Consider the following 13,634-nt stretch of genomic DNA (forward strand, 5'->3'; position numbering starts at 1 on the left):
GGAGCAATTGGCGCAAATCGCGATTGACGCGCCCTGGCTTGCATATTAGGAGAAGCGCTGTTGCCGATGTGGCGGAATGGTAGACGCAGGGGATTCAAAATCCCCCGATAGCAATATCGTGAGAGTTCGAGTCTCTCCATCGGCACCACTGGTCCTACTTGCATGACCAGTGCGCATACTTCTACCAGTGGTTGTGACTTTCTACAGGAAAGACACAACATGAGCATAATTTAGCCAAATTTGTCATGTTTTAGCGGCAGGGGTCTTTCCTTTAACGGCGTATCTATGTCTTTCTGCTCAGATTGTATTTTAGCTGTCGGGATACCCATCAAAGTGAGACTGTGGCGCGCGTAAAATAGACAAACGGCACGGGAGAAAAATCGGATTGTCGGCCTCGTGTCGAAGGGTCCGTAACGGCCTGTTGGTGGGCTTGGTTTAAGAGTTGAATTTGCGCGGGCCCGACGTGGGGTTTCGCAGAAATGTTGAGAAGAGTGGTCAGATGCCTGCGGATATTGAGGCTGGTTTGAAATGACGAGAGATATGCAAAACGCGCTGTCAACCGACATTGACGGCGACAACACGGATGCAGGGGCAGGCCCCGATTTCGTCAACAACTTTCCCGAAATTGAGCGCGTGGTGCCTTGCTTTACCCCGGGGACGATGATCGCGACCCCAAGGGGTGAGGTCGCAGTTGAGAGGCTGAAGGCAGGCGACCGTATTCTGACCCGTGATAATGGGATTCAAACCATCAACTGGGTCGGTCAAAAGCGGCTCGATTTTATGGAGCTGAAGAAAGCACCGCAACTTCGCCCGATCCTCATCGCTGCCGGCGCGCTTGGTGACGGGATGCCGGAACGGGATATGATGGTGTCGCCGACGCATCGGATGCTGATCACGTCGCACAAGGCCGAGCTCTATTTTGGCCAGTCAGAGATTCTGGTACCCGCCAAGTATATGCTGGCTATAGATGGGGTCTCGGTCTCGGATCAGCCCTATGTCACCTATATCCACATGATGTGCGACAACCACGAGATTGTGCTGGCAGACGGGGCATGGAGCGAGAGCTTCCAGCCCGGTGACCATACACTCAAGGGCTTTGACGAGGATCAGCGCGAAGAACTCTTTACGCTGTTCCCCGAGCTGGCAACCGAAGAGGGGCTTGCCGCCTATCGCGCAGCACGGCGGACATTGGGCAAGCGTGAAGCGGCGCTTTTGTTCACGTCCTAGTCAATCGCCAGGCGTCCCAGTCTTCTGGCGTATCAAGATCGAACCGCGCGCGTGCATCCGGCAGTGCGACCAGATGCGTATTGCTGGCGTAGCGTTGAACGAGTGTATCCGCGCCTTTGTCACCTGCAAGATCAGCAAAAGCGGGCCTGAGGGACGCATCGAATAGAATAGGATGCCCCGGTTTTCCGTCAGCGGTCGTGCCCCGCCAGATCAAGGCATCAGGGGCTGAATCGCGCGCATCCAGAACCGCAACAAGATCTGCGGTCTCAAGTGCCACCAGATCGCCCAGCATGACCAGAAAGGCTGGTGCATCAGGCAATTGCGCCACGCCACTGCGCAGACTGGCCGAGAGTCCTTCGTCAGCATCAGCACTGATCAAGGGTGTTGCTTTGCTTTCGTCAATGATCGCCCGTCGGGCCATGGCATCGGGGGGTACGGCCACAAAAACCTGCTGACCCGTGCCCTTTGCCATCTCGATCTGGCGACGCAGCAAGGGCACGCCGCCGACATCTTCCAACAGCTTGTCACGCCCGCGCATCCGGCGGGACTGGCCAGCCGCAAGGATCAGGATCGGGATCATGGCCATCTCGGGCACTCCTCATTGCGGCATCATAAAGATCGCGCTGAAAAACCGCTGACGGTTCGGAAAACGACAAAAGGTGTCGGTGCGCGGCTATCGCTTGTCCCTACCATTGCAGACGGTGGTCATGTCATCAAACGAAAGGTTTCGCCGATGCGCACCCATGCCCAAGCCGTTGTCATCGGAGGCGGTGTGATCGGTTGTTCCATTCTTTACCATCTCGCCAAGCTGGGCTGGACTGATGTGGTGCTCTTGGAACGCGACGAGCTGACATCCGGTTCCACATGGCATGCGGCGGCGAATATCCACGGGTTGCATGACAGCACCAATATCAGCCGGATCCAGCATTATACGATGAACCTTTATAATGCGCTGGAAGAGGAAACAGGCCAGTCCTGCGGCGTGTTCCAGCCCGGATCGCTCTATCTGGCGCAAACCGAAGCGCGCGAACACCAATTGCGATTGCAGGCTGCGAAGGCCAGATTTTACGGGATGAATTTTCACGAAGTTGACCGCGCCGAGGCCGAACGCCTGCACCCGCTGGTCGATTTTGATGGCATTCGCTGCATCATGTTCGAACCTGATGGCGGCAATGTCGACCCTTCGGGTGTGACCAACGCTTATGCCATCGGCGCGCGCCAGCGGGGTGCCGAAATTCATCGCTTTACGCCGGTGACGGCGACTGTGCCGCAACCGGATGGCACATGGATCGTTGAGACGCCTAAAGGCAACATCCACACCGAATGGGTCATCAACGCAGCGGGGCTTTGGGGGCGCGAAGTCGCCCAACTGGCAGGCATCACCTTGCCGCTTTTGCCGACCGAGCATCAGTATTTTGTCACCGAAACGATCCCCCAGATTGCCGCGCTGGACCGGCGCTTGCCTTCGGTCGCGGACCGTGACGGAGAATATTATCTGCGTCAGGAAGGGCAGGGCCTTTTGGTCGGGGCCTATGAAAAAGACGTGCGCTTCTGGGCTGAAGATGGCACACCGCAGGGCTTTGGCCATGAGTTATTTGCCGATGATCTGGAACGGATCGAAGACAATATGATGCGCGCCATCGCCCGCGTACCGGCTGTGGGCGAGGCGGGTATCAAGCGCGTCATTAACGGGCCGATGATCTGGTCACCTGACAGCAATGTCCTTTACGGTCCGCATCCTGATTTGCGCAACTACTTCTGCTGCAACGGCATTATCCCGGGATTTAGCCAATCGGGTGGCATGGGCCTGATGGCCGCGCAGTGGATGATCAACGGCGAAAGCGACTATGACATGTTCGCGTGGGATGTGGCGCGTTTCGGGCCTTGGGCGGATGCGAAATTCACCAAGGCCCGCGTGGGCGACCAATACGCCAAACGTTTCGCGATCCACTTTCCCAATGAGGAACGCAGTGCAGGACGGCCTGTGCGAACACGCCCTGCCTATGACATGCAAAAGGCCATGGGCGGGGTCTTTGGGCTCAACTATGGGTGGGAACATCCGCTGTGGTTCGCGGATAGGCCTGATGTCGCCGAAACCAATGGTTTCACCCGTCAAAACTGGTTCGCACCTGTGGGCCGTGAGGCGCGGATGCTGCGCCAAACCGCCGGGATCATTGATATATCGAACTTCGCCAAATACTTTGTCAAAGGCCCCGGCGCGGCGGATTGGTTGAACGCCGTTTTTGCCAATCATATGCCCAAAGCGGTCGGACGGTCGTGCCTGACGCCGCTTATTGGCGTGAAAGGCGGTATTGCAGGGGATTTCACGGTCACGCGGCTCGCCGATGATGCATTCATGATCATCGGTGGCGGGGCGGCAGAGCGCTATCACCAGCGGTTCTGGAACGCGGTGCCGCTGCCTGCCGGGACAACATTCGAAAGCCGCACCGATAATATGTGCGGTTTCAATGTGGCGGGGCCACAATCACGCGCTTTGCTGGCCAAACTGACCGACGCGGACCTCAGCAACGACGCATTCCCTTTTTTGCGTTCGCAACAGATCACGGTCGCTGGCGTCGATGTCGTCGCGTTGCGGGTGTCCTTTACCGGCGATCTGGGCTGGGAACTGCATTGTGCGCAAGCGGATCAGTTGCAGCTCTATGAGGCGCTGCTCGCGGCAGGGCGTGATCTGGGCGCAGGGCCGGTGGGATCGCGGGCACTGATGTCGCTCCGGATCGAGAAAGGCTATGGCAGTTGGGGCCGTGAATATTCGCCGGAATACTGGCCGCAAGAGGTAGGGCTGGAACGGTTGATCAAGCTTGAAAAAGATTTTCGCAATAAAAGCAGTTATTTGAAGATCAAAGACAATGCGCCGCGCGAACTTTTGCAGGTCATCGAGGTGACTGACGTGACTGATGCCGACGCGTCCGGTGGTGAGCCGATCTTTTTGCCAGACGGGACACCCGTCGGGCGTGTCACATCGGGAACCTACGGCTATAGCGTGGAGAAATCACTCGCCTTGGGGTATCTCAAAAACGTGCCGGCAGGCACCGTTGTTGACGTCATGATCCTTGGCAGGCCGCACCGCGGTGTGGTTCTGGCGGAGCCACCGTTTGACCCCGCCGGAAAGCGGTTGCGCGCTTAAGGAATGATGCGCGTATATTTAGTGCCTTCCAGTGTCGCACCGACGCGCAGACCTGTTTGCGCAAAGACCACGGCAATAACAGGGGCCAGTGACGTGGTCGTCTCTGCGCGGATCATCTCGCTCTGGTCGCGGAACGCATATTCCATGTCCGCACCTGCGGCCCAACCGGGGCCTTGGCGGAATTCCATCAGCGCCTCTGATGTCATGAAAAACAGCACGTGGCTGAACTGTTGTGCGCCAATCTGGAAACCCGCACTGCCGGATGTGGCCGAATAATAATCAACCGTCGACCCGCCTACGCGCAAAGCGCCACGTCCGAATGAACCACCCAGACCGAGGCCCACTTCGGTCACCAATGGCATCACCAAAAGCCCCGAAGCCCGCGATGCAAGTTCGCGCGTGCCGGGATACTGCTGGAACATCCCGTTCAGCGTGCTGTCCACGCGTGCATCAATCGTGGCACCACCGGGACTGCCGATGCCGTTGCTGCATGCTGCCAGAGTTGACGCTGCCAATGTCCCCAACGCAAAGCTGCGCCTTGTCAAATTGCTCATGATATATCCGCCTATTGCCTGTGATGGAGCCGTTTTTCGGCCCTTATAGCCATGTTTATAGGGCAGGACCACGGCGGTGTCACCCTTCAAGGTGCCACGCGTGCCAAAGTTCGCCATTGAACCGGTGCGGGAAAGAGCGGGCGCGGGGACGAATATAGTTAACCGTTCAGGACTTTTGCCGCCGCAGGTGCAAAATAAGTCAAGATCCCGTCACATCCGGCACGTTTGAAGGCAAGCAGGCTTTCCATCATGACCTTTTCACCGTCAAGCCATCCGTTCTGGGCCGCGGCCTGCAACATCGCGTATTCGCCGCTGACCTGATAGGCATAGGTCGGCACGCCGAAACTGTCCTTCACACGGCGGCAGATATCCAAGTAAGGCATGCCCGGCTTGACCATGACCATATCGGCCCCTTCGGCCAGATCACGGGCCACAAGGCGCAAGGCCTCGTCACTGTTGCCGGGGTCCATCTGATAGGTTTTCTTGTCACCCGTGAGCGCAGAAGACGCGCCCACCGCATCACGGAAAGGGCCATAAAAGGCCGAGGCATATTTGGCGGTATAGCTCAGGATCGTCACATTGTGGTGCCCTTCGGATTCTAAAGCCGTACGGATCGCAGCGATCCGTCCGTCCATCATATCTGACGGCCCAAGAATATCCGCACCTGACGCGGCCTGCGCCAGCGCCATTTTGACCAGAGCCTCAACAGTGCGGTCATTCACGATCTCGCCGTTCTCGACGAAACCGTCGTGGCCGTTGATGTTGTAGGGATCAAGCGCGATATCGGTCATAACCGCGATATCGGGGGCCGCATCCTTGATCGCGCGGATTGCCTGATTGGTCAGGTTATCGGGGTCCCATGCCATGGCACAGTCCTCGGTCCGCGCCGCCATGCCTGTATAGGGGAAAATACAAATCGCTGGAATGCCAAGGGCTTGCGCCTCTTTTGCGGCCAGTGCGACGCGGTCCACCGTGCGCCGCACTACACCAGGCATTGACGCAACCGGCGTTTCTTCATCCTTGCCATCCATTACGAATACGGGCCAGATCAGATCATCCACCGTCAGCGTGTTCTGGCGGGACAAGGCGCGCAATGCAGGGCTCTGGCGCATCCGGCGCAGACGTGTGGCAGGAAAAGGTGCAACGATCGGTTTCATAGTCTGTGGCCTCAAATGACGTGAATTTCTTGGTGCCACGGATTTTGCGCCATCACAAGGCTGGGCAAGTGCTGTCTCGGGCGCTAGGTTCCGCCAGATACGCAAAGACAGATGGATAAGACGCTTGGAATCGACGATTGCGCTGCTCCGGTTACTTGATTTTCAAACATTTGACAGCCTTTGGTACTGGATGGCCGTGATGGTCACTTTTGCCGTGGCCAGCAATTGGTTACTTGGCGTGCCCTTCGATGTGCTTTTTCGTGCGCGCAAACTGGACGCCCCGCATCTGGCCGATCTGGAAGCGCTTGTAGACGTGAACGTCCGGCGGATCGTCGAGATCAACGCATATCTTGGTGTCGCCATTACGATCATGGTCGCCTTCAGCCTGAGTGTTCTTGTGGTCCTGAGCATCTTCTACCGTGTAGAACTCGCGCAGGGGCTTTTGGCACTGGCCGCACCGCTGACGTTGATCATGGTGATGAACATGCGTCTGGCACATCAGTTGAACGCGGTACCGCTGCATGGGCGTGACTTGGTGCAAAGGCTGTTTCGCGTGCGGCTCTGGACACAGGTGGTCAGTATGATCGCGCTTTTCTTTACGGCGATGTACGGCATGTATGCGGTAATTTCCGCGCAGTATTCCTTCTAAGCAGTTGACACTGCAGGCGCGCGGGGTAGGTCAGCGGAATGTCTGATCCCAATCATATTACAGTCAGTGGCGCACCCGAAGGGTATGACGCCCAGTTGATCCTTGCCGAACTTGGCAAGGGTGCTCCCGTTCTGCACGTCGCGCGCGATGACAAGCGGCTTGCCGCCATGCAGGCCGCTTTGGCGTTCTTCGCGCCCGATATGCCTGTTTTCGTCTTTCCTGCATGGGATTGTCTGCCATACGACCGGGTCTCGCCCAACACCGATATTTCTGCGGCACGCATGGCAACGCTGGCGGCCCTTGTGCATGGGATGCCGCAGCAGTTCATCATCCTGACAACCCTTTCGGCGGCCATGCAGCGGGTACCGGCGCGCAGCCTGCTGCGCGAGGCGGCGTTCAAGGCCACTGTCGGCAACCGTATGGACGAAGAGGCGCTGCGCCATTTCCTTGTGCGCATGGGGTTCACCCAAAGCCCCACGGTCATGGAGCCGGGGGATTACGCCATTCGCGGCGGGATCATCGACATTTATCCACCCGGTCAATCGGGGCCTGTGCGCCTTGATCTCTTTGGCGATGTGCTTGACGGCGCACGCCGTTTTGATCCGGCGACACAGCGCACCACGGAAAAGCTGAACGAAGTTGAACTCGCGCCCGTATCCGAAGTCATCCTCGAGGAGGCCGCGATCACCCGTTTTCGCCAGAACTACCGGCTTGAATTCGGGGCCGCCGGTACGGACGACCCGCTTTACGAGGCGGTTTCGGCAGGGCGCAAACACGCAGGCGTGGAACATTGGCTGGGCTTCTTTCAGGACGATCTGGAAACGCTGTTCGATTACCTGCCCAAGGCAACCGTTACACTGGATGACCAGATGACCCCGATGCGTCTGGCCCGCTGGGACAGTATCGCCGACCAATACGGCACACGGATGCACGCGCTGAGCCAAAAGGGGCGCATGGATAGCGTCTATAAACCCGCACCACCGCAACTGCTCTACCTTGATGAGGTCGCGTGGGACAAGGCAGTGACCAACCGCCGCGTGATGCAGTTTTCACCGCTGAAGCAGGCCACGGGGCTTGGCGTGATTGATGCAGGCGGGCGGATCGGGCGGAACTTTTTGCCAGAGCGTCAGCAGGAACAGATCAGCCTTTTCAGTGCCTTGGCGGTCCATATTAAGGCGAAATTGAACGACGGTCCTGTCGTGATCGCGTCATATTCCGAGGGCGCGCGCGAGCGACTGGAAGGGCTGATCGAGGACGAAGGGATCGGTGAAACGATCACGGTCTCCGATTTCAGCCGTGTCGGGAAACGTGGTGTGCATCTGGCGGTCTGGCCGCTGGATCACGGGTTTGAAACACCGGACCTGACCGTGATCTCCGAGCAGGATGTGCTGGGCGACCGGCTGATCCGGCAGACCAAGCGCAAACGCCGCGCCGAGAATTTTCTGTCTGAGGCAAATAGCCTATCCCCCGGTGATCTTGTGGTGCATGTCGATCACGGCGTTGGGCGTTATATGGGCATGGAAGTGGTCACAGCTTTGGGTGCGGCCCACGAATGTCTTTTGTTGGAATATGCCGAGGACTCAAAGCTTTACCTGCCGGTTGAGAATATTGAACTGCTCTCGAAATACGGCCACGAGACAGGGCTCTTGGACAAACTTGGCGGTGGGGCATGGCAGGCCAAGAAGGCCAAGCTGAAGGAACGCATCCGCCAGATTGCCGAACGTTTGATCCGTGTGGCGGCAGAGCGTGAATTGCGCACCGCACCCGCGTTGGACCCGCCCGACGGCTTATGGGATCAATTCCTTGCGCGCTTTCCCTATGTGGAAACCGACGATCAACTGGCCGCGATTGCCGATGTGCTCGATGACCTCGGGTCGGGCAAACCGATGGACCGCCTGATCTGTGGCGATGTGGGCTTTGGCAAGACCGAGGTCGCGATCCGTGCCGCCTTTGTTGCCGCACTGTCAGGCGTTCAGGTGGCGATCATTGCGCCCACGACGCTGCTGGCGCGCCAGCACTACCAGAGTTTCGCCGAACGTTTCCGCGGGTTCCCTGTGAACGTGCGGCCTTTGTCGCGCTTTGTGTCGGCAAAGGACGCAAATCTGACCCGCGAAGGTCTGGCGGACGGGACTGTCGATATCGTGGTCGGGACCCATGCGCTTCTGGCCAAGGGCGTGAAGTTCAAGAACCTTGCCTTGCTTGTCATTGATGAAGAACAGAAATTCGGGGTGCAGCACAAAGAGCGCCTGAAACAATTGCGCACTGATGTGCATGTGCTGACGCTGACTGCGACACCCATTCCGCGGACCCTGCAACTGTCGCTCTCTGGCGTGCGTGATCTGTCGATTATCGGCACACCGCCGATCGACCGGCTGGCGATCCGGACCTATGTCAGCGAATTCGACACCATCACCGTGCGCGAGGCGCTGCTGCGCGAACACTATCGCGGCGGGCAGTCTTTTATCGTAGTGCCACGCATCACCGATATGGACGAGATGGAAGAGTTCCTCAAACGCGAGGTGCCTGAAGTCACCTATGTATCCGCCACGGGGCAGATGGCGGCTGGTGAACTCGATGACCGGATGAATGCGTTTTATGACGGCAAATATGACGTGCTGCTGGCCACAACCATTGTGGAAAGTGGTCTGGATATTCCGACTGCCAACACAATGATCGTCTGGCGCGCGGATATGTTCGGTCTCAGCCAGCTTTACCAGATCCGGGGTCGTGTCGGGCGGTCCAAGACCCGCGCCTATGCGTACCTCACAACCAAACCGCGCCAGAAACTGACCGATACCGCACAGAAACGCCTGCGCGTGTTGGGGTCCATTGATAGCTTGGGGGCGGGCTTTACGCTAGCATCACAGGATCTGGATATTCGCGGTGCGGGCAACCTTTTGGGTGAAGAACAGTCGGGCCAGATGCGCGAAGTTGGTTACGAGCTTTATCAGCAAATGCTCGAAGACCAGATCGCCGCAATCCGGTCGGGCGAGGCGGAAGGCATGATCGACGATGGCCAATGGGCACCGCAGATCAATCTGGGTGTGCCTGTGCTGATCCCCGAAGATTATGTCCCCGATCTGGACGTGCGTCTGGGGCTTTACCGGCGCCTGTCAGAGCTTGCCACCAAGGTCGAGCTGGAAGGGTTTGCTGCGGAACTGATCGACCGTTTCGGCAAGCTGCCGCGTGAGGTGAACACGCTGATGCTGGTCGTGCGGATCAAGGCGATGTGCAAACGCGCAGGCATTGCCAAGCTGGATGCAGGGCCCAAGGGGGCCACGATCCAGTTCCACAATGACAAGTTTGCCTCGCCCAAAGGTCTGGTTGATTTCGTTCACGCACAAAACGGCACGGCAAAGATCAAGGACAACAAGATCGTTGTGCGCCGCGATTGGGACAAGGAACGCGACAAGATCCAGGGCGCGTTCAATATTGCCCGCGATCTGGCGCAAAAGCTGGCGGATGAGAAGAAAACCAAGGCCAGCGCCTAAGAGATTCTATGCCTCCGGCGGGGATATTTACGGGCCAGTAATAGACCCTAGGTTTCGCCGGGGCGTTTGATTTGCGTGGTCAGCCACAGCGCAATTGAGGCCAGCACCAGTGATCCGATCGCGGCGGGCAGGGGTGTGCCGTCAAACATCAGGGCGATTGGCACGGCAATCACGACCCCGCCCACCGTGGCAACTGATGTCAGCACCGACGCGGCAAGCCCCGCCATATGTCCCATTTCTTCCATGCCGAGCGCGTTGAGGTTTCCGATACTCAGGCCCGCCTGAAAGAAGTTCGACAGCACCCACAAAACATAGACAGGAAAGGCGATGTGATCGGGTGTCCCTGCCACAAGCACAGCAATCAGCAGAACCGTCATCAAAATTTGCGCTGTGTACATCGCCTTGATGATCGCCCGCATTCCCAGCCTGATAACAAGGCGCGCGTTCAAGAAGCCCGATGAGGCGGCCACCACAGCGATGCCGCCGAACCACAGGTGAAAATTATCGCCTTGCCCGTAGGTTAGATCAAAGATCGGCTGGGTCGAGGACAAGATGCTGTAAAGCATCGCGAATGTGAGCGTCTGGATCAGGATCGAGAGGCGCGCAGTCGGGTGCGTAAACATCTCGATCAGGGCGCGCCAGAGTGCGCGGCCGCTGAGCGGGCGGCGGTGTTCATGGCTGAGGGTTTCCGGTTGGCGGATCAGCAACCAGGTTGTCGTGATGAAGGAAAACAGGATGCAGGCCACAAAGATCGCATGCCAGTCGAAGGCTGCAACAATGAAATGACCCATTGTGGGTGCGATGGCAGGGACCAGCGTGAAGATGATCATCACGAATGACAGGATACGGGCCATTTGCGGGCCTGCGTAAAGATCGCGGATCAGCGCCATGGCCACTACCCGTGGACCAGCGGCACCTAGCCCTTGCAGCACACGGGCGGCCAGCATCACTTCAAGCGTCTGGGCCTGCCATGCGGCGGCACTGCCGAGCATATAGATGATCGTGCCGCCGACCATGACTGGTTTGCGCCCAAAGGCATCGGACAGCGGTCCGGTAAAGAAAGTGCCCACGCCCAACCCCAGAATAAAACTGGTGATGATCAGCTGCACGCGGTTGAAGTCATCCGGCGATAACGACGCCGCCATTTCCGGCAGCGCAGGCAGCATCGCATCAATCGAGAACGCGACTGTCGCCGATACCATCGCCATCAGCGCGATAAACTCGCCTTGCGGCAGCGCGCGGGCTTTGGCTGGCTGGCTCATTCGTCGGCAGCGATCTTTTCCATGATGTCCTTGATGACACCCACCCACATTTCGGGTGGCTGTGCACCGGGAACCGCATGTTGGTGGGCGACAATGAATGTCGGTACCGAGTTTACGCCCATTTCGCGGCTGTTCTTGTCACGGGCGCGGATGTCGGCGGTATCGGCATCAGAGCTGAGCAATTTTGTGACCATCGCGGCGTCCATTTCGGCGGTGTCGGCAATATCGGCCAGCACTTCATGATCGCTGATATCGCGACCATCGACGAAATACGCCTTGAACAGAAGGTCCACGACAAAGGACTGGCGCTGTTCGATGCCCGCCCAATGGATCAGCCGGTGGGCGTCGATCGTGTTCGGTGTGCGTTGGATGGCTTCAAAGTTGATATGCGCGCCGGATTTTTCGGCATGTGCAACGACGGGCGCATAGGCTTTGACAGCGCCTTCCTTGCCGCCGAATTTGCCTTCCAGATAGGCGCGGCGATCCATGCCTTCTGACGGCATGTCGGGGTTGAGCTGGAACGGGTGCCATTCGATTGTGAAGGGATGGTCCGGGAATTCGACAAGCGCCTTATCCAAGTTCGTTTTGCCGATATAGCACCACGGGCAGATCGGATCGGATATGATATCAAGCTTGACCATAGGTGGTCTCCCATTCGTCGCGCAGCACGCGGCGCAAAAGTTTGTTGTTGGCCCCGCGGGGAAGTCTGTCTCGGGCGATCAACAGGCGGGGCATCTTGTAAGTCGCCAGACGCGTCGCTGCAAAATCGCGGAGTTCCTTTTCCTCTATCACGTCTGTTGCCACGTAAAACCCCGCAATGACATGAACCCCTGTGCGCAATTGCACAGCACAGGCTGCGGCTTCGGTGATCAGCGGATGCGCTGTCAGCGCCTCTTCCACCTCAATCGGGCTGACGCGGTGGCCGCCTGCGTTCATCATATCATCCGCGCGGCCTGCATAGGTGATGGCACCACTTTCGTCCATCGTGGCCAGATCGCCCGTCAGGAACCAGTCGCCCTGAAAGCGTGCGGCGGTGTCATCTGGGCGGTCAAGATACCCAAGCATCAGGCCGGGGTCATCCTTGTGGACCGCGATTGTGCCGATTGTGCCACGCGGGACCGGCCCATCAGGGCCAATGAGTGCAACGGTGCGTCCTTGTTGGACAAAGCCCGACGTGTGATCCGGTGCCGGATTGGCAGGTGAGGATGAAATGAAGGTCGAGCATTCGGACATGCCGAACGCCTCATAGACCGGCTTGCCCGTTGCTTCGCGCCATGCGTCTCTGACGGGTTGCGCCATTTTTTCGCCAGCGGAGAGGCCGTGGCGCAAATATGGCAGCGCCGGTATGGCCGCGCGCAAGAGCCTGCGGTAGACGCCCGGCGCTGCTGCGAAAATCGTGGCCTTGTGGGCCTGCATAAGCGCAGGCAATTGGGCGGGTGTGATATCCTGTGCAGGGATCAGTGCCGTCGCCCCGATCGCCCAAGGATCCAGCAATCCGGTGCCCAATGTATAGGTCCAGTTGAAAGCGCCCGCGTGCAGCATACGGTCATCCTCGCGCAGCCCGTACCAGCCGTCCCACATCATTTGGCGCGCCCAGATCGCGCGGTGTGCGTGCACCACAGGGGTTGGCCTCCCGCTCGTGCCTGAGGTGTAGATGATATATGCGGGGCGGTCCGGGTCGCCCGTCACGATCTCGGCAGCGGGAAGGTCCCGGAAGGCACGCAAACGGTCCATGTCCGCATTGTTGATACTCCGCAATGTCAAGACAGGGCGGATCGTTTCAACGACCTCTTGGTATTCCAAATCACTGAGCGCGCTCGAGAGTGACACAGGCACAATTCCCGCAGCGATCGCGCCGAGAAAAGCAATCGGAAATTCGGGCGTGTTCCCGAGTTGCAGAATGATCTTTTCGTCAGGACGGACGTGCTGCAAAAGGCCCGTTGCGGTGCCAAGGATCGCCTGTTTCAGGGACCGGTAGTCAAACCGCTCACCACTGCCTGTTGCATCCATGATGCACAGCGCGGTCTTGTCGCCCAGACGATCCGCATGGGCCAGCACATGGGCGGCCATGTTGAACTGCTGCGGAGCGGGGGGAGACCTATCTGATTGCACTAGCGACAGCATGTCTCACCGCTACCCACACCTCGGT

At 58.4% G+C, this 13,634-nt stretch carries 10 protein-coding genes and 1 tRNA gene; 5 read left to right on the plus strand and 6 right to left on the minus strand.

Going from position 1 to position 13,634, the window contains the following annotated elements:
• The first annotated feature begins 62 nt into the window (after positions 1-62).
• Together VGP75_RS03965 and VGP75_RS03970 are read left to right on the plus strand one after the other, a co-directional pair.
• A tRNA-Leu gene (locus VGP75_RS03965) sits at positions 63-148 on the plus strand.
• 392 nt (positions 149-540) lie between these two features.
• Complete coding sequence (locus tag VGP75_RS03970; RefSeq protein WP_327542422.1) at positions 541-1,227, plus strand: Hint domain-containing protein; 687 nt, start codon at positions 541-543, stop codon at positions 1,225-1,227.
• On the opposite strand, the gene VGP75_RS03975 is transcribed toward VGP75_RS03970, so the two are convergent.
• Positions 1,217-1,813 (minus strand): nucleotidyltransferase family protein, encoded by a 597-nt coding sequence (locus VGP75_RS03975; protein ID WP_327542423.1) that lies wholly within the window; start codon positions 1,811-1,813, stop codon positions 1,217-1,219. The two genes, VGP75_RS03970 and VGP75_RS03975, sit on opposite strands and share 11 nt — an antisense overlap.
• Before the next feature lie 147 nt (positions 1,814-1,960).
• On the opposite strand from VGP75_RS03975, the gene VGP75_RS03980 reads away from it, so the two are divergent.
• Positions 1,961-4,372, plus strand: coding sequence for a GcvT family protein (locus VGP75_RS03980; RefSeq protein ID WP_327542424.1), 2,412 nt, complete (start codon positions 1,961-1,963; stop codon positions 4,370-4,372).
• Here the strand turns inward: VGP75_RS03980 and VGP75_RS03985 are convergent.
• Both VGP75_RS03985 and hemB read right to left on the minus strand, forming a co-directional pair.
• Positions 4,369-4,926 (minus strand): lipid-binding SYLF domain-containing protein, encoded by a 558-nt coding sequence (locus VGP75_RS03985; protein ID WP_327542425.1) that lies wholly within the window; start codon positions 4,924-4,926, stop codon positions 4,369-4,371. The genes VGP75_RS03980 and VGP75_RS03985 overlap by 4 nt on opposite strands.
• A gap of 158 nt (positions 4,927-5,084) precedes the next feature.
• Entirely contained in the window at positions 5,085-6,083 is a 999-nt protein-coding gene (gene hemB, locus VGP75_RS03990; RefSeq protein ID WP_327542426.1) for a porphobilinogen synthase, read from the minus strand.
• Between the two features lie 124 nt (positions 6,084-6,207).
• Between hemB and VGP75_RS03995 the strand changes: the two genes are divergently transcribed.
• Positions 6,208-6,732 (plus strand): hypothetical protein, encoded by a 525-nt coding sequence (locus tag VGP75_RS03995; RefSeq protein ID WP_327542427.1) that lies wholly within the window; start codon positions 6,208-6,210, stop codon positions 6,730-6,732.
• A gap of 38 nt (positions 6,733-6,770) precedes the next feature.
• On the plus strand, positions 6,771-10,223 hold the full coding sequence (gene mfd / locus VGP75_RS04000) for a transcription-repair coupling factor (RefSeq protein WP_327542428.1): 3,453 nt from the start codon (positions 6,771-6,773) through the stop codon (positions 10,221-10,223).
• Between the two features lie 47 nt (positions 10,224-10,270).
• On the opposite strand, the gene VGP75_RS04005 is transcribed toward mfd, so the two are convergent.
• Genes VGP75_RS04005 through VGP75_RS04015 form a run of 3 tightly spaced genes read right to left on the minus strand, consistent with a single transcriptional unit; the run spans position 10,271 to position 13,609 of the window.
• Positions 10,271-11,485, minus strand: coding sequence for a multidrug effflux MFS transporter (locus VGP75_RS04005; protein WP_327542429.1), 1,215 nt, complete (start codon positions 11,483-11,485; stop codon positions 10,271-10,273).
• The gene (locus tag VGP75_RS04010; RefSeq protein WP_327542430.1) at positions 11,482-12,126 is read right to left on the minus strand and encodes a DsbA family oxidoreductase; all 645 of its coding nucleotides are present in this window, start codon (positions 12,124-12,126) and stop codon (positions 11,482-11,484) included. The genes VGP75_RS04005 and VGP75_RS04010 overlap by 4 nt, the downstream gene beginning before the upstream one ends.
• Positions 12,113-13,609, minus strand: a complete 1,497-nt coding sequence (locus tag VGP75_RS04015) for a class I adenylate-forming enzyme family protein (RefSeq protein WP_414727766.1) — start codon at positions 13,607-13,609, stop codon at positions 12,113-12,115. The genes VGP75_RS04010 and VGP75_RS04015 overlap by 14 nt, the downstream gene beginning before the upstream one ends.
• Between the last annotated feature and the right edge of the window lie 25 nt (positions 13,610-13,634).

Source organism: Yoonia sp., from assembly GCF_036007805.1.
In the GTDB taxonomy this organism is placed as follows: domain Bacteria; phylum Pseudomonadota; class Alphaproteobacteria; order Rhodobacterales; family Rhodobacteraceae; genus Yoonia.